This window comes from Gordonia sp. 11cp, from assembly GCF_057767225.1.
The window spans coordinates 1,216,837-1,232,245 of record NZ_CM173437.1 but is presented as its reverse complement, the minus strand read 5'-3'; the positions used below and the strand labels follow the sequence as shown (position 1 = coordinate 1,232,245).

The window sequence follows — 15,409 nt, the reverse complement described above, 5'->3', positions numbered from 1 at the left end:
CGCATCCCACCTACCCTGAACCGATGGAGTCAACCTTCGATGTCGTCGTGATCGGCGGCGGTCCGGTGGGCGAGAACGTCGCCGATTACGCGATCCGGGGCAGTGATCGAACCGCTGTCGTCATCGAGCACGAGCTCATGGGCGGTGAATGCTCGTACTGGGCGTGTATGCCGAGCAAGGCGTTGCTGGGTCCCGGGTCCGCGCTGGCGGAAGCACGTGCGCTGGCGGGCGCGCGTGAACGCGTGAGCGGGGACCTGCCCGACGCCGCCGGAATCCTCGGATGGCGTGACACCGTGACCGGGCGCCGCGACGGGCCCGGTGCCACCCATGACGATGCGGGGCAGGTCAGGTGGGCCGAGGGTGCGGGGATCGAGGTGATCCGCGGACACGGCCGCATCACGGGTGAGCGGCAGGTGACCGTGGGCGACGCGGTGCTGACGGCGCGCGAGGCGGTGGTCGTCGCGACCGGGAGCACGGCGTCGATCCCGCCGACACCGGGTCTGGCCGACGCACTCCCGTGGACCTCCCGCGACGCGACCAACCTCGTCGAGGTACCGGATCGTGTCCTCGTCCTGGGCGGCGGAGTGGTGGCCTGCGAGGCCGTGACCTGGTTGCTCGACCTGGGGGTGCGTCAGGTCGTGATGGCCATCCGGGGTGACCGGTTGCTGCCCAAGATGGAGCCGTTCGTCGCGCGTCGGGCCGCGGACTCGTTCACCGATCGCGGCGTCGACATCCGGTTCGGTACGACGATCGAGTCCGTCGACCGGCCCGGCGTCGCCGACACCGGCTACGGACGCGTCCACGGCGGACCCGCGACCGTCGAGCTCGCCGGGGACGGCGCCGGTCGACTCGTCGTCGACGAGATCCTGGTCGCCGCGGGGCGATCACCCGCGACGCGGGATCTCGGTCTGGAATCGGTGGGCCTCGAGGCGGGCGGCCCGCTGCGAGTCGACGACCACCTGACGGTGCCAGGTCGTCCGTGGCTGTACGCGGTGGGCGACGTCAACGGCCGGAATGCGTTGACACACATGGGTAAGTACCAGGCGCGCGTGGCCGGGGACGTGATCGCCGCGCGCGCACAGGGCCGCGACCTCGACGGCCCGCGATACGTCGCCACGTCGGATCACGGTGCCGTACCGCAGGTGGTGTTCACCCGGCCGGAGGTCGCATCGGTCGGGCTGACCGAGAAGCAGGCGAAAGACGCCGGCATCGACGTGTGGATCGCCGACGGGGACATCTCGGTGGCGGGGTCGTATCTGACCGATCCCGAGTACTCGGGCCACGCCTGTCTCGTCGTCGACGCGAGCCGCGACGTCCTCGTCGGCGCGACGTTCGTGGGGTCGCAGACCGCGGAACTCGTGCATTCGGCGACGGTCGCGATCGTCGGTGAGGTCCCGCTGTCGCGGCTGTGGCACGCGGTTCCGTCGTATCCGACCATCAGCGAGGTGTGGCTGCGGCTGCTCGATCAGCTGCGTTGAGCCGCGGCCCGTCGGCCTGGGAGTCGGGCCCGACCGCCGTCAGAAGCTGAGTCGCCGGATCTTCGCCGGCCGGATGACGATCCGCACCCAGTCGTCGGCGAGGATCTCGGCGAGATCCTGTGCGCGGGTGGGGTCGTCGAGGTCCCAGTAGCGGTCGGCGAGTCGGGCCGCGAGTTCACGTGCGGCCGTACCGTCGGTCTCGACGCGGGCGGGACCGGACAGGGAGATCCAGCGCTCGCGTTCCTCGACCGGGGACGCGACCACGATCGACGCGCGCGGGTCGTCGGCGAGGCGGCGGACCTTGATCGAATCGGGGCCGGTGAAGATCTGGATCTCACCATCCGGGGTCGCTTCGAACCAGACCGGCCGCGGTTGCGGGGGCGTCGGGCCGCTCGCGGTCGAGAAGAAGCCGAGGAGGGGGCGGGCCAGGAATTCGAGGTCGTCGGCGGTCAGCGTGTCGGCAGAGGTTGCGGTGGCGTCGCTCATGCTGGGTACAACGACGAATGTCGCGGTTGATTCCGCCGGGAATATTGGTAAGACCACTTGACCACCAGGCCGCTCGCATCTACGGTTCGACCATGCCTTTCGAACCGGTGACGCAGCAGAGCGCACCCGAGATCGTCTTCGGTCAGATCGTCGAAGGCGTGTTGTCCGGTGATCTGCCGGCCGGGGAGGCCCTGCCCAGCGAACGTGAGCTCGCGCGCATCCTCGGCGTCTCGCGACCCACCGTGCGGGAGGCACTCAAACGGGTGGCGGCGGCGGGACTGGTCTCGATCCGCCAGGGCGACGGTGCACGGGTCCAGGACATAGCCCGGACGGGGGGCCTCGATCTGCTGCCGCGATTGCTGATCCGGGGCGGTGCACTGGTGCCGAGCGTCGCGCGCTCGATCGTCGAGGCGCGCGCCGCGATCGGCCCGGACGTCGCGGGCCTCGCGGCGAGGCGGGCGACCGACGATCACATCGCACGACTGACGGCGGTCCTCGCCGATCTGGCCGCCGAGCCGGACCCGGTCGGGCAGCAGGTCGCGGCTCTCGAGTTCTGGAGCACGGTCGTCGACGCGGCCGACTCCATCGCCTTCCGGCTCATGTACAACTCGCTCCGCGCCGCCTATGAACCGGCGGTTCCCGCACTTGCGTCGATGTTGGAGCCCGAGGTCGGGAACATCGACGGTTATCGCGCGGTCGTCGACGCGGTCGCGACCCATGATCCCGAACGCGCCGAGGCCGCGGCCCGTGAACTCCTCACGCCCGCGACCGCGGCTCTGCTCGACCTCTGTCGAGCCCTCGAGGACGCCGAATCCGACGCCGGTCAGGAGAGCTGATGTCTGCCCACGAGATGCGCAACGATGACCCACACCACGGCGACCCACCCGGCGATGACATTGACGCCAGGGCACGCAAGCAGGTGGCGGCCGAGGAACGGCGGATGCGGTCACGGCGGACGACGAGTCTGCGCGACGCATTCGTCGAGTTCCTCCGGCATCCGTCGCCATGGATGATCGCCGCCTTCCTCGCGACCTCGGTCACGGCGCGAACATTTTTGGGCGGATGGGGGATTGCCGATCTGCTGGTTCCGGTGGTGATGATCGCGAGCTTCCCGCTGACGGAATGGCTGATCCACGTCTTCGTCCTGCATTGGCGACCGAAGCGGGTTGGTCCGATCACCATCGACCCGCTGGTGGCGCGCAAGCATCGGGAACACCATTCGGATCCCCGGAACATCCCGCTGGTGTTCATCCCGTGGCAGGTACTGGTCGCGGTCGTCCCGGCAGCTGTCGCGGTGGGTCTCGTCGTATTCGCCACTGCCGAACGCGGTCTCACGTTCATGGCGACGCTCGCCGCGATCGGCCTGGTCTACGAGTGGACGCACTATCTGATCCACTCCGACTACCGGCCGCGCCACGCATACTATCGCCGGTTGTGGCGGAATCACCGCTTCCACCACTACCGCAACGAGCACTACTGGTTCGCGGTCACGACGGCCGGGACCGCCGACCGGTTGTTGCACACCTACCCCGACCCCGAGACGGTCGAGAAGTCACCCACGGCAAAGGATCTGCACGCGCTCTCGCGCATAGCGCACTGACCGGAGAACTCCATCGCGTTGCGTTTTGTCCCGGTAACCGGGACAAAGCGCAACCTGATCCGGGATACTCTCGACGCATGCGGGTATTCGTGACCGGCGGCACGGGGGCCATCGGGGGATACGCGGTGCCCGCGTTGGTCGCCGCGGGACACGACGTGCGCGCCCTGGCGCGCTCGGATGTCGCCGCCGCAGCGCTGCGCGCCCACGGTGCCACACCGGCCCGCGTCTCGTTGTTCGACCGGGACGGCCTCGCCGAGAACTTCGACGGCTGCGCCGCGGTCGTCAATCTCGCGTCGGCCTTGCCGGGAACGACGTCGTTCATCCGGAAGTCGGCGTGGGCGGAGTGTCACCGGATCCGGCGGGACGGCTCCGCGGCGGTGGTCGATGCGGCCATCGCCGCCGGCGTACCGCGGGTACTGCAGGAGTCGGTCGCCATGATCTACGCCGATGCCGGTGATCGGTGGATCGACGAGGAGTCCCCGGTCGACAACTACCCGATCGCGGTGGGCAATCACGCCGCGGAGGCGTCGGCCCGTCGGTTCACCGGTTCCGGCGGTGTCGGTGTGGTGCTGCGGTTCGGGCTGTTCTACGGCATCGGCGCCGCCCACAGCGAGCAACTCGTGGCGCTCGCGCGGCGTCGGATCGGGTTCCGGGCGGGCCGGCCCGACGCCTACGTCTCCTCGATCCATCTCGCCGACGCCGCCGACGCCGTAGTGTCCGCACTCCGGACCGATTCCGGCACATACAACATCGTCGACGATCTGCCGGTCACCAAGCGGGATCACACCGCGGCCCTGGCCGGTGCGGTCGGCAGGCATCCGGTCGTGACCGGCCCGGGTCGTGCCGCGCTCCTGCTCGGCGAACGCACCACGTCGCTGACGCGCTCGCTCCGGGTGTCCAACAAGCGGTTTCGGTCGGCCGCCGGCTGGCGGCCGCACTACGCCTCGGTGTGGGAGGGCTACGCGCACATGGTGCGTCGGCCCGCCTGATCACCCGGTGATGGCGGCGGCAGGCCTGTTGGGTTCGACGGCGCCGGTACGGGCCGGTGTGTCGCGTCCGAGGTAGCGTAACCAGCCACGGTACTCCGTGATGTCCGTCGCGGACTCGAGAGCGGATGCAGCGCAACCGAACCCGGTCATCGTGCGGCCGTCGGACAACGCGACCGGTCCCAGCGCCATCGGCGACGGGAGGCTACGAGCGAATGACGCGAACCCCGCGGCCGGGACGCGCCAGATGCCGCCGGCGATCTCGACGCCGCCGGCATGCGCATGGACGAGACCCGGTTTGGGCGGGGTGGTGTCCAGCGCGTACAGCCGATACGACGGGGCGGTACGGGCCGGACCCAGATATCGCGCACCGCGCGAGTACATCTCGTGTTCGAGGGGCTGGCCGGGAAGATGCGCCCCGACTACGAAGAGATCGACGAAGGACGCGCCGGCCGCCTCGATCCAGGGACCGGCGGGATTCAGCGGGCCGGCAGCTCCCGGTACGGCAACGGCGTCGGGTGCGATGAACACGCGCCGGGCCAGGTCGAGCGCCACGGCATCACCGAATGCCCGGCACAGCACCGTGACCCCGAACTGGGCGTCGCCCGCCATCCCGGCAGGTGTCGCGACGCCGCACAGGTCGAAGAGATTGGCGAAGTTCGTGTAGGTGCCGAGCCACGAGTTGACGCCGATCGGATCGGATCGAACGGCCTCGATCGTCGGATGGCCGGGGGCCGTGGGGACCAGCAGTGCGTCGAACCCCTCGAGCGACGCCAGGGCGTGCGCGCGCAAGGTGTCGAGCCGGGCGAGGTCCCGGACCATCCGCGACCCGGAGACGCGGCCGGCCGCGGAGATGATGTCGCCGACGGTCGGGTCGATGCGCGCCGGGCCGGACGAGGCGTCGCGATGCGCATCGACGAACTCGCCGACCGCGGCATGTCGCTCGGCGACGAGACCGCCGTCGTACAGCAATCGGGCGGCGTCGAGGAACGGGGTGAACGGAATGGTCTCGACCGCAACGCCATCGGCGCGGAGCCGGTCGATGACGGCGGAGAACGCCGCAGTCCACGACGCGGACATCCCGGGCAGCTCCGCGGGTACCGCGACCCGTGGTGCCGGGGGCGCGGCGAGCGGCGCGTCATGCGGCACCGGACGTGCATTCGCTCCGCCGGCCATCTGGGCCATGGCGCTGTTCGCGGTGTCGAGATCACGAGCCATGATCGTCACGGCGTCCCACGAGCGGCACGCCGGCACCAGCCCGCGGGTGGACACCAGGCCGAGCGTGGGCTTGATCCCCACGATGCCCTGGAACGCCGCGGGCACACGGCCGGAACCTGCCGTGTCGGTGCCGATCGCGATGTCGGCGAGGCCGAGGGCGACGGCGACCGCCGAGCCCGAGCTCGACCCACCCGAGATGTGGTCCGGGCGGCGCGCGTCGCGCACGCCGCCGTATGGGCTGCGCTGCCCCACGAGGCCGGTCGCGAACTGGTCGAGATTGGTCGAGCCGACCACGGTCGCCCCAGCCGCTCGTAGACGCGCGACCGCCTCGGCATCGGCGTCGGCAGGCCCACCCGCGAACCCCGGGCAGGCGGCGGTGGTCGGCAGGCCCGCGACGTCGACGTTGTTCTTGACGGCCAGCATCAGGCCTGCCAGCGGGCCGTCGGCCGCCGACGCCTCCCGCGTCACGCTCGTGCGGTCGCGGATGTCGATCCACACCTCGGGGCGTCCGACGGCGTCGACACCGTCGAAGAATGCGGTGACTCGTGGGGTCATGGTGGTCGTCCTCATCCCTGTGCCGGGTGGTGCTGGTCAGATCTGTGCCGCAGGTCGCTGATCAGCGAACCGAACGCGTTGTCGAGGTGGGCCGCGTGTGCGGTCCCGGGCAGGACGCGCCGATCGAAGCCGCAGAGCGCGGCGACGGCGTCGACCGACGCGTACCGGGCAGCCGGGGATCGCTCGCCCACGGTCAGTGTCACCGGCGACACCTCGGCGACCGGCGGTCGCGGTTCGAACGACCGGAACATCGCCAGTTCGCGTGCGACAGAGGCCTCGTCGGCCGTCGTCATCGCCGCGCGCCAGGCCGGTCCGTAGAGTGTCTGGCCGAAACCCTGCACACCTCGTTCCCGGAAGGCCTCCGCCACGGGGTCGAGCAACCCCGGGGCCATGGACCCCGCGGCCGGTTCGTGCAGGAACGCCGCGGCCATCTCGACGCCGCGCGCGGCGAGTTCCACGCCGAGGGTGGCGCCGCCGCTCACCCCGAACACCACCGCGCCGTCGCACAGCGGCGCGAGGAACTCGACTTCGGTGTCCAGGCAGCCGGATCGGGGACGCATCGGCACGGTGACGTCATAGCCGATCGCGGTGAGCGCGTCGGCCGTCGAGGCCCACACCGGAGGATCGACGGCGACGCCGCACACCAGGACCGCGCGGTGGCGGGAGGTCACGATCCGCCGGCCGAGGCGGTCGAGGTGACCGAACCGAGCGTCGTCAACAATTGCTCTGATGTCGCCGTGGCCCCGAAGACGCCGCCCTGCATGGCGATCATGCTCAGCGCGGCGAGGTGGTGACCGTGGTCGGTCGCGCCGGTGCAGTCCGACAGCACCAGACATTCGAAACCGCGGTCGTTGGCCTCGCGCATCGTGGTGTGGACGCAGACGTCGGTGGTGATCCCGGTGAGGATCAGGTGGGTGATGCCCGCGGACCGCAGGACGAGATCGAGATCGGTGGCGTAGAACGCGCCCTTGCCGGGCTTGTCGATGATCGGTTCCCCGGGCCGGGGCGCGACTTCGGGCACGATCTCCCACCCCGGTTCCCCGCGGACGAGGATCCGGCCGCACGGGCCCGACGAGCCGATCTCGGCGCCCGCCCGCGCCGACCGCCACCGTTTGTTCGCGGGCAGGTCGCTGAGGTCGGGCCGATGGCCTTCTCGGGTGTGGATCACCAGCATCCCTGCCGCACGGCAGGATTCGAGGACCGACGCCGTGGGAGCCAGGCCGGCCCGGGTCAGGGACAGGTCGTATCCCATCGAGTCGACGTAGCCTCCGGGACCACAGAAGTCGACCTGCCAGTCGATCAGCAGCAGGGCTGTCCGCGAGACATCGAGCGTGCCGTCGTAAGGCCACGGATACGGAGTCGCGTCGACGGTCGACGTCACAGGTCTGCCCCTCGGTTCGACGGGGCGGTGGGTACGGGATCGACCTCGTAGACGACGGTGACGCTGCCCCCGCCCGGCCGGCCTTGGTGCTCGGCGCCGCCGGACACGTACACCGCTCCGTCGCCCTTGACCGCGGCGGTCAGTGCGCCGACCGCGGCGCGGGCGTGACGAGTGGCGTTGATGTCGGAGTCGGTCAGCATCGTGTGTCGCAGCCCGCGGATGGTGCCGGAGGGGTCGGACTCGGCCTTCACGAACAGCTGGCGGATTCGGCCCCCGTCCTGCGCGACGACGTCCGCGGCCTTCTGCAAGGCTGCGAGGTCGTAGGCGTCGGCCATCTCGGTGTGCAGGGCCCGCAACGGGTTCGACGCCTCGGTGCTCACCCCGAGCACCAGCACGTGGCAGGTGTTCAGCTCGGCTCCGGAGCTCGCCGACGCGCGGTTGGACCACGCGGTCCGCTGCCCCGCGAGTGCGGCCCGGGCGGTGTCCTCGTCGATCTCCCCGAGGGACAGGGCGATGCCCAACGAGCTGGCCGCACGGGAGCGAGCCATCGACTCGTAGGTGTCGCCGCTGGCCGGTTCGATTCCGCGGTCACGCAATCCGGTGATGTCGGTCGACGTGAGGAGCGGGCACTTGACCAGCACCAGATGCACATCGTCCGCGCTGATTCCGAGGTCCACGACGAGTTTGGCGACGGTGTCGCGCACCGCCTCCATCTGCCCCACTCGTCCCAGGTCCTCCGGTGGGATGACAGGTGTCTCACCGACCGCGGCCACCAGCCCGCGATCGTGCCGAGGGTCGTGCGTGTCGTCGGCAATCAGGAGATTGACGTGGGGCGCGAGAACACCTTCGGTGCCGCCGGAGAAGACGGTGACCGCATCGGGCCCGATCCGCGGTTCCCAGGCGGCGGCGGCCAGTGTGCGGCTGAAGTCGTTGACGCAGCCGTTGCCCTCGGTCTTGCCGACCACGGCCAGCACGTCGTCGGCCGAGTATCCGTTGCCGGAGAGTGTGTCCAGTGCGTCGGTGTCGTCGGGTCCGGTGGTCGGGACGGTGAGCAGTCGTACGCCGGTCATGCCACGGCCTCCTTGTCTGCGATGGGGTCGGTGGTGGGTGGGTCGGTGCGGCGCCGGCGGGGGAGGTGATGAAAGAAGAGGTTCAGCACGAAGGCGGTGATCACCGCGCTGCTGATCGCATTGCCGAAGATGATCTGCACTTCCGCCGGGAAGTTGCTGTAGATGTCCTTCGACACGATCGGGATCATTCCGGCGCCCAGGGCGAGGGACACGATCAGGAGGTTGTCGTTGTTGCGGTAGTCGACCTTCGACAGCGTGCTGATGCCGGTTCCGGCGACGGTCGCGAACATCACCAGGCTCACCGAGCCGATCACTGCGCCGGGGAGACTCGCGATGGTCTCACCGAGCTTCGGGATCACGGCGAGCACGATGAGGATGGCACCGGCGACCACGACCACGGTCCGGCTGGTCACCCTGGTGAGCCGGACGAGGCTCACGTTCTGCGCGAAGATGGTGTCCGGGAACGATGTCCACGCGCCGGCCAGGACCGCCGAGACACCGTCCGCGGCGAGCCCGCGGGCGATGCGCGGCGGGTCGGCGTCGATGCCGGTGGTCTCCGAGATCGCCATCATGTATGCGGTCGACTCGATGAAGATCACGATCATCACGATGCTCATCGAGATGATGCCGGCGAGGGGGAACGTGGGAGCGCCGAAGAAGAACGGCTCGGGGATGCCGAACCAGGCGGCGTCGCCGACTCCGGTGAAATCGGTCAGCGACATGAACGCGGCCGCGACGGTGCCCAGGACCAGAGCGATGAGAACTGCTGCCTGGCGCAGGAATCCGTTGCCGTAGCGCATCAGCGCCACCACCACGACGACGATGCCGAGGGCGAGCGAGAGGCGGGCGCCGTCCGCCGGCTCGTCGTCGAAGATCATGGACACGGCCTTGCCGATGAGCGAGAGGCCGATCATCGTGACGGCGGCGCCGCGTACCGCGGGCGGGAAGAACCGCAACAGTTTCGAGAACGGCACCGCCATCAGGATGGCGAAGACGCCCGCCCCGATCATCGAACCGTAGACGGCATTGAGGCCGTACTCCTGCCCGATGAGGATCATCGGGGTGACGGCGGTGAACGAGGCGCCGGCCACCACCGGCATCCGTGCGCCGAGGAACTTGCCGACGCCCGCGGCCTGGATGATGGTGACGATGCCGGCGATCAGGAGATCGGCGTTGACGAGCAGTCCGATGGTCTGTTTGTCGAGGCCGAGGGCGGCGCCGAAGACCAGGGGGACGGTCACGCAGCCCGTGTACATGACGATGACGTGCTGGGCGCCGAACACACCCGTACGCCACCATCCCGCGAGGCCGGACCCGGCCGGTGATGTGAGGAGTTTGTGCATACGAAGATTCGTATACGTTCCTCATGTCTTGTACGTTAGCCAGTGTTACCAGGCGGTAAAATGGACCAATTTCGTATACGAAACTGGTCAGTGGAGCAGTGTTCGGACCAAGTCTTCGTCTTTCCGGACATGCTCGTCCATCAGGTATCCGGCCTGGACCGGCGAGCCGTCGAGGATGGCCCCGGCGATCGCGGTGTGGTCGCGCCAGCACCCGTCGGCACGAGTGGCGACCTCGCGATCGAAGACCCACGCGATGCGGCGCAGGGTCCGGTCCAGTGTTCTGGCCAGCTCGCGATTGCCCGATGCCTCGGCGACGAGCGCGTGGAACTGCATCACCAGCGGCGGCACCGCGTCGTGCTGCTGCATCTGTTTCGCGGCGGTGCCCGACTCGGTGACCATCCGCAGCTGCTCGGCGAACTCGCCTCCCCGGCGTTCGGCCGCGAGTTGGGCGCCGAAGACCTCGAGGCCACGACGGACCTGCATCACCTCGAGTGCGTCGGTCCGTGACGCCCCGGACACCGTCGCGCCCTTGTACCGCTCGAGGTGGACGAACCCCTCACTCTGCAACTGCGACAACGCCTCACGCACGGGCACGCGCGACACCCCGAACCGTTCCGCGAGCATCGGCTCGGGAAGACGATCTCCCGGCGAGAGCCGGCCGTCGAGCACGTCGTCGCGGATGGCGGTGGCGATCGCATCCCTCGTCGCCGGTCGCGCCGGACCACCGTCGGCGATCGTCGGCTCGTCGATCGTCAGGACGGGGGTGGGGTCGGTCGTGTCTGCTTCGGGCCTCACGCGACTCAGGATAGGCCGAGATGGTGGGGCTCACCCGGCCTGACCGCCGCCCAGCCCGGCGGCCATGGACCACACCAGCACCTCGGCGTCGCCGTCGGTGCTCGCGCGGATCGACAACGGCGCCGAATCGACCGCGCGCACGGCATCGCCCGGACCGAGAACACCGATCTCGCCGACACCGATCTGTCCGTCGACGACGAAAAGGTGAGTGAACCGGGAGCCGGGCACCTCGACGCCCTCGCCGGGCCGCAGGCGCGCCGCGTACAGGGTCGCGGCCGAGTTGGCGACGGAGATCGCGGCGTCGCCGTCCGCGTCACCCGACGCGATCGGGACGAGTCCCCCGGCTGCGAGACGCTCGCGGACGTCGGCCTGCGCGTAGGACGGCGCGAGGCCATGGCGGTCGGGCATCAGCCACATCTGGATGTACCGGACGGGCTCGGTGCCGGAGCCGGCGAGACCGGGCCAGTCGTCGTTGCGCTCGGAGTGTTCCACCCCGGTGCCCGCGCTCATCCGCTGAACCAGGCCGGGGTAGAGGACACCGGAGTGCCCGGCCGAATCACGGTGGACCAGCGTTCCCGAGACCACCCACGTCACGATCTCGCTCTCCTGATGGGTGTGCAGATCGAAGCCCGCGCCCGGCGCGACGACTTCGTCGTTGACGGCCAGCAGCGCGCCGAAGTGGGTGTTCGACGGGTCGTAGTTGTCGCCGAAGGAGAAGCAGTGCCGAGAGGTCAGCCAGTCGGTGGTGGTGACCGCGCGATCGTCACTCCGGAAGACGGTGAAAACCATGTATTCATTCTCGCAGTCCGGCAAGCTGAGGGCGGTCGGGGATGGGCGGGTCCGGCGGCGTGGATGTGGTTGCCGGACGGCGATCTCGTATGTCGCGGTGTGTCATAGGTCCCTATGGCGAGATGAGTTCGTGACCGGCTTGATCCCCGAATGGAAGCTCACGACGTCGAATTCGGGTGTTACACGAGTGAAAATTGATGTCATGAAGATCTGGGTCAAGCGCGCGACGACAGCCGCTTGCGCCGCGGTCACGTGCGCGGTCATGGTGAGCTCCTGCGGGTTCGCCGGTTCGTCGGACACGGGTGCCGCAGCCGCCATCGACGCATTCGCCGCCGCACTGAGCCGCCAGGACGCCGGCGGGGCCGCGGCGTTCACCACCGCGCCGGGACAGGCCGGTGACAGTCTCAGCACCACTCTGAAACAGATGTCCGCGCAACGTGTCGATGTCGACGTCGAGAACCCCGTCGAATACAGCGACGGGACGGCGACGTTCTCGGTCACCACCACCTGGAACTGGGACAAGGGTCGCGAGTACGAGTCGACGAGCGGCGGCACTGCCCGCAAGCTGTCGTCGGGCTGGAAGGTGACCTGGGACCCCGCGATCCTGCACGCCGGCCTCACCGCCGGTGGCACTCTCCGCGAGATCCGCACCGACGCGAAGCCGGCACCGACCGTCCGCAGCCGCACCGGCCGGGTCTTCATGTACGCCCAGCCGGTCAACGAGATCGTGCTCGACCCCACCCGCACCGCCGACCTGAACGCCTCCGTGCGGGCCCTGGCCGGCGTGATCGCGCCCATCGCACCCATGATCACCGGGCAGGTGATTCGCGAGAAGCTCGACGCGACCCCGGGCAAGGCCGTCACCGCGGTCGGTCTGCGTGACTCCGACATGGAAGTCCTCGCGGGCGACCCGCGGCGGGTACCCGGTGTCACGGTCAACCGGTCCGACCAGCTCGTGATGGCCGACCGGCGGCTCTCCTCACCCCTCGAGGACGGACTCACCAACTACTGGCAGGCCATCCGCGACGCCACCGCCGGCTGGCAGGTCGAGATGCTCGGGCCGGGCGCGGCGCCCCGCAAACTGGCGGGCGAACAGGGTCCTCCCGGACCGGACGTGCCGACGACCGTCGACCAGGGTGTCCAGCTGACCTTGGGTGACGCGGCTGTCGAGGTGGGTCAACCCGCGACCATCATGACCCTGGATGCGCAGACCGGGGCGATTCTCGGGATGGCCCAGAATTCGTACGCGGTCGAGAGCGGCGTCGACATCGACCGGCCCTACCCGGTCGGCACGACGCTCAACCCCGTCTTCGACGCGATCGGACGAGCTGCCGGGCCGCAGCACGAGCGCGGTGACGAACTCCTCGACCGGTTCGGGCTCGGCGTCCAGTTCACGGTGCCGGGCGCGAGTGTCGCCGCCCCGGATCGTCCCGGTATCGCGACCATCGATTTCCGTCCCGGTCAGAGCATGATGTCGATGACGAACATGGCTGCCTTCGGTGTCGCGATGGCCCGCAGCGCGTCCGGCCAGACGTCGTCGGTGCCGCCGTTCGTGATCAAGAACGTGCCCACGAAGATCTCGGGCGGAGACCTCGGCGGTCTCGACCCTGCTGTCGTCCGGCCGGTTCTGCAGGCGATGACCGCGACTGCGGCCACCGGCGACGCCAGCGACCTCACCCGGGCGCCGGGACTGCGGGCCCTCGTGGGCACCAACGGTCCCGAGGGACCGGGGTGGTTCGTGGGCCTGCAGGGCGGTCAGGTCATCGTGGTCTACACCGAGGGACCGAAGTCGGGAACCGCTGCCCTCCAGGTCGCGCAGAAGTACTTCACGATCAAGTAGGTCCACGTAGGTCCACGCACAGATCGCGGTAGCGGGGGGCGGTCAGGCGGGGGTCTTTCAGGCGGAGGCGCGACGGCCGAGCACGGCGAAGACGGCTCGCCAGCCCAGCATGAAGGCGGCGAGCACGAGGGCCGCGACGATCACGAAACTCACCGCCACTCCCTGGCTGAGGATGAACCGCAGGATCATCGCGACGGTCACCGTGCAGAACCAGACGACGAGGCCGACCGGGACGACCCGGTCCGGACGATAGTCGTGGCCGAAGAAGTCGCTCGACCGCACGTGGGCGTAGACGTAGGTGATCGACCAACCGGCGGCGCAGCCGGCCAGGAAGGGCCACAGCGTGTGCAGCACCGACGCCAGCGCATATCCCTCTTCGTGGCTGGCCCGGCCGATGAGCACGAAGACCGTGATCGCCACGGCGTCGAACAGGGCTGCGACGGGAGCAGTCGCGGTCCCGCGCGCCGGCGAGGTCCCCGTCTCCGCCGCGTCGGAGCCCCGGTCCGTCTTCGAGCTCAGCATGGTGGACTACCGTACCGGGTCCGAGGGCGGATCGGTGTCGGACGTTCGGCCGGAGTCCGAGCGGAAACCGTCTCCGGGCGGCCCGTCCGGAGACGGTCCGTCGACCGACGGACCGGTGGGCCGGCCGTTCGGTGGGCTCCGGTCGCCGGACGTCACATCGCCGCCCGCGGGGTCGGCGGGCCCGGAGTCGGCCGTCGCCGAGGTCTCGTCGGCCGCGCGTTCGAGGACCTCGGCGTCTCGCTCCACCTCGTCGATGAATGTGTCGTCGCGCTTGATCCGGTTGCGGAACATGAGGCCGATGACCACCCAGCCGATGGCCGAGACGATCACGTAACTGATCAGGCGGTAGATCAGGACCGCGGTGATCGCGTCGGCCGCGGGCATCCCGGCGCTGGTGAGCGCCGGCACCAACACCGCGTCGACGACGCCGATACCGCCCGGCAGCAAGGGGATGGCCGAACCGACGGCCTTGCCCGCTGCGTAGGCCACCATCAGGCCGGAGATGCTCGGATGCGCGTCGACCGCCCAGCAGGCGAACATCAGGCATCCCACGTCGGCGACCCAGTTGAACAGGCTCCAGCCGAATGCGACCGAGGTGTCGCGCTTGCCGAGCTGGACCGCCCGGAGTTGTTCGAGCGTCTCGAAGAGCCGTTCGGTGCCCTGGTCCTCCGGTTTGTTGCGGAGTTGGTTCCACCAGCCGAGGACACGAATCCCGGTGCTCTTCAAGGATTCCGGGTGACTGGCCAGGTACTGCAGCACCACCGCGACCGCGAGGAACCCGGCGACCGAGAAGACCACCGAGAACGGACTGGTCTTCGCGCCGGCCAGGAGGGCGCCGCCGAATCCCAGTACGGCGAGACCGATGCCGGCGAGTAGACCCGACATCACCACCTGCCAGGACGCGATGACCGGCGTCGCGCCCCACTTCCGGGTCTCCCGGTAGGTGAACGCCGGGGCGAGGACCTGCCCACCCGGCATCGTCTGGCTCAGGGAGTTGGCCGCCAGGATGACCGACAGGGATTTCCACTGCGTGACTCGCAGGCCCGCTGAACGCAACAGTGCGCGCTGGACCTGGGCGAAGCTGTCCATCGACAGCATCGCGGCGACCAGACAGGCCGCGACCCAGTGCCACTCGATCTCACCGATACGGAGCCAGGCACCCTTGAGCTCGGGCCAGATGAGGACGACTTCGACGGCGAGGATGATCAGGACGACGGTGAGCAGGACCCAGCGCACCCACCAGAACCGAGGACGGATCGCCGGGGATGCCGCGCCCCCCGGCGAGCCAACATCCTCCGACGACATACGTGCCACCATAAGGTAGGGGCCCGGTGTCGGTGACGACC

General features: G+C 69.5%; 15 protein-coding genes. 5 read left to right on the top strand and 10 right to left on the bottom strand.

From position 1 onward, the window contains the following. The first annotated feature begins 23 nt into the window (after nucleotides 1–23). Nucleotides 24–1,478 (top strand): dihydrolipoyl dehydrogenase family protein, encoded by a 1,455-nt coding sequence (locus AC3B6C_RS05300; protein ID WP_488375266.1) that lies wholly within the window; start codon nucleotides 24–26, stop codon nucleotides 1,476–1,478. 39 nt (nucleotides 1,479–1,517) lie between these two features. On the opposite strand, the gene AC3B6C_RS05295 is transcribed toward AC3B6C_RS05300, so the two are convergent. After that, nucleotides 1,518–1,964, bottom strand: coding sequence for a pyridoxamine 5'-phosphate oxidase family protein (locus tag AC3B6C_RS05295; protein WP_488375265.1), 447 nt, complete (start codon nucleotides 1,962–1,964; stop codon nucleotides 1,518–1,520). A gap of 92 nt (nucleotides 1,965–2,056) precedes the next feature. Between AC3B6C_RS05295 and AC3B6C_RS05290 the strand changes: the two genes are divergently transcribed. The 3 genes from AC3B6C_RS05290 to AC3B6C_RS05280 all read left to right on the top strand — a co-directional run bounded on the left by AC3B6C_RS05290 (nucleotide 2,057) and on the right by AC3B6C_RS05280 (nucleotide 4,553). Continuing rightward, a complete protein-coding gene (locus AC3B6C_RS05290) occupies nucleotides 2,057–2,800 on the top strand; it encodes a FadR/GntR family transcriptional regulator (RefSeq protein ID WP_055475629.1) in 744 nt (247 codons plus the stop codon). Then, nucleotides 2,800–3,564 carry a sterol desaturase family protein gene (locus AC3B6C_RS05285; protein WP_488375264.1) on the top strand — a complete coding sequence of 255 codons (765 nt, stop codon included), beginning with the start codon at nucleotides 2,800–2,802 and terminating at the stop codon, nucleotides 3,562–3,564. The genes AC3B6C_RS05290 and AC3B6C_RS05285 overlap by 1 nt, the downstream gene beginning before the upstream one ends. Nucleotides 3,565–3,641: 77 nt before the next feature. Next, nucleotides 3,642–4,553 carry an NAD-dependent epimerase/dehydratase family protein gene (locus AC3B6C_RS05280; RefSeq protein WP_488375262.1) on the top strand — a complete coding sequence of 304 codons (912 nt, stop codon included), beginning with the start codon at nucleotides 3,642–3,644 and terminating at the stop codon, nucleotides 4,551–4,553. Here the strand turns inward: AC3B6C_RS05280 and atzF are convergent, their stop codons facing one another. The 7 genes from atzF to AC3B6C_RS05245 form a co-directional block, all read right to left on the bottom strand. Continuing rightward, entirely contained in the window at nucleotides 4,554–6,323 is a 1,770-nt protein-coding gene (atzF, locus tag AC3B6C_RS05275; protein WP_488375260.1) for an allophanate hydrolase, read from the bottom strand. An 11-nt stretch (nucleotides 6,324–6,334) separates the two neighbouring features. After that, nucleotides 6,335–6,994, bottom strand: a complete 660-nt coding sequence (locus AC3B6C_RS05270; RefSeq protein WP_488375259.1) for an alpha/beta fold hydrolase — start codon at nucleotides 6,992–6,994, stop codon at nucleotides 6,335–6,337. Continuing rightward, nucleotides 6,991–7,704, bottom strand: a complete 714-nt coding sequence (biuH, locus tag AC3B6C_RS05265) for a biuret amidohydrolase (protein WP_488375257.1) — start codon at nucleotides 7,702–7,704, stop codon at nucleotides 6,991–6,993. Before biuH ends, AC3B6C_RS05270 begins: the two co-directional genes overlap by 4 nt. Further along, nucleotides 7,701–8,774 carry a cyanuric acid amidohydrolase gene (atzD, locus tag AC3B6C_RS05260; RefSeq protein ID WP_488375256.1) on the bottom strand — a complete coding sequence of 358 codons (1,074 nt, stop codon included), beginning with the start codon at nucleotides 8,772–8,774 and terminating at the stop codon, nucleotides 7,701–7,703. Before atzD ends, biuH begins: the two co-directional genes overlap by 4 nt. After that, a complete protein-coding gene (locus AC3B6C_RS05255) occupies nucleotides 8,771–10,117 on the bottom strand; it encodes a nucleobase:cation symporter-2 family protein (protein WP_010843312.1) in 1,347 nt (448 codons plus the stop codon). Before AC3B6C_RS05255 ends, atzD begins: the two co-directional genes overlap by 4 nt. An 87-nt stretch (nucleotides 10,118–10,204) precedes the next feature. Further along, nucleotides 10,205–10,912 carry a GntR family transcriptional regulator gene (locus AC3B6C_RS05250; protein ID WP_014928398.1) on the bottom strand — a complete coding sequence of 236 codons (708 nt, stop codon included), beginning with the start codon at nucleotides 10,910–10,912 and terminating at the stop codon, nucleotides 10,205–10,207. Between the two features lie 30 nt (nucleotides 10,913–10,942). After that, nucleotides 10,943–11,701, bottom strand: a complete 759-nt coding sequence (locus AC3B6C_RS05245) for a pirin family protein (RefSeq protein ID WP_488375255.1) — start codon at nucleotides 11,699–11,701, stop codon at nucleotides 10,943–10,945. Between the two features lie 202 nt (nucleotides 11,702–11,903). Between AC3B6C_RS05245 and AC3B6C_RS05240 the strand changes: the two genes are divergently transcribed. Next, complete coding sequence (locus tag AC3B6C_RS05240) at nucleotides 11,904–13,541, top strand: NTF2-like N-terminal transpeptidase domain-containing protein (RefSeq protein ID WP_488375254.1); 1,638 nt, start codon at nucleotides 11,904–11,906, stop codon at nucleotides 13,539–13,541. A gap of 57 nt (nucleotides 13,542–13,598) precedes the next feature. On the opposite strand, the gene AC3B6C_RS05235 is transcribed toward AC3B6C_RS05240, so the two are convergent. Then, nucleotides 13,599–14,063, bottom strand: coding sequence for a DUF3054 domain-containing protein (locus AC3B6C_RS05235; RefSeq protein ID WP_488375253.1), 465 nt, complete (start codon nucleotides 14,061–14,063; stop codon nucleotides 13,599–13,601). Between the two features lie 6 nt (nucleotides 14,064–14,069). Beyond that, nucleotides 14,070–15,368 carry a flippase-like domain-containing protein gene (locus AC3B6C_RS05230; RefSeq protein WP_488375252.1) on the bottom strand — a complete coding sequence of 433 codons (1,299 nt, stop codon included), beginning with the start codon at nucleotides 15,366–15,368 and terminating at the stop codon, nucleotides 14,070–14,072. Nucleotides 15,369–15,409 lie beyond the last annotated feature (41 nt).

What these genes read in the sequence shown, in the direction of transcription:
- AC3B6C_RS05300 (WP_488375266.1), top strand. Translation starts at nt 24, where the DNA reads ATGGAGTCAACCTTCGATGTCGTCGTGATCGGCGGCGGTCCGGTGGGC.
- AC3B6C_RS05295 (WP_488375265.1), bottom strand. Translation starts at nt 1,964, where the DNA reads ATGAGCGACGCCACCGCAACCTCTGCCGACACGCTGACCGCCGACGAC.
- AC3B6C_RS05290 (WP_055475629.1), top strand. Translation starts at nt 2,057, where the DNA reads ATGCCTTTCGAACCGGTGACGCAGCAGAGCGCACCCGAGATCGTCTTC.
- AC3B6C_RS05285 (WP_488375264.1), top strand. Translation starts at nt 2,800, where the DNA reads ATGTCTGCCCACGAGATGCGCAACGATGACCCACACCACGGCGACCCA.
- AC3B6C_RS05280 (WP_488375262.1), top strand. Translation starts at nt 3,642, where the DNA reads ATGCGGGTATTCGTGACCGGCGGCACGGGGGCCATCGGGGGATACGCG.
- atzF (WP_488375260.1), bottom strand. Translation starts at nt 6,323, where the DNA reads ATGACCCCACGAGTCACCGCATTCTTCGACGGTGTCGACGCCGTCGGA.
- atzD (WP_488375256.1), bottom strand. Translation starts at nt 8,774, where the DNA reads ATGACCGGCGTACGACTGCTCACCGTCCCGACCACCGGACCCGACGAC.
- AC3B6C_RS05255 (WP_010843312.1), bottom strand. Translation starts at nt 10,117, where the DNA reads ATGCACAAACTCCTCACATCACCGGCCGGGTCCGGCCTCGCGGGATGG.
- AC3B6C_RS05245 (WP_488375255.1), bottom strand. Translation starts at nt 11,701, where the DNA reads ATGGTTTTCACCGTCTTCCGGAGTGACGATCGCGCGGTCACCACCACC.
- AC3B6C_RS05240 (WP_488375254.1), top strand. Translation starts at nt 11,904, where the DNA reads ATGAAGATCTGGGTCAAGCGCGCGACGACAGCCGCTTGCGCCGCGGTC.
- AC3B6C_RS05235 (WP_488375253.1), bottom strand. Translation starts at nt 14,063, where the DNA reads ATGCTGAGCTCGAAGACGGACCGGGGCTCCGACGCGGCGGAGACGGGG.
- AC3B6C_RS05230 (WP_488375252.1), bottom strand. Translation starts at nt 15,368, where the DNA reads ATGTCGTCGGAGGATGTTGGCTCGCCGGGGGGCGCGGCATCCCCGGCG.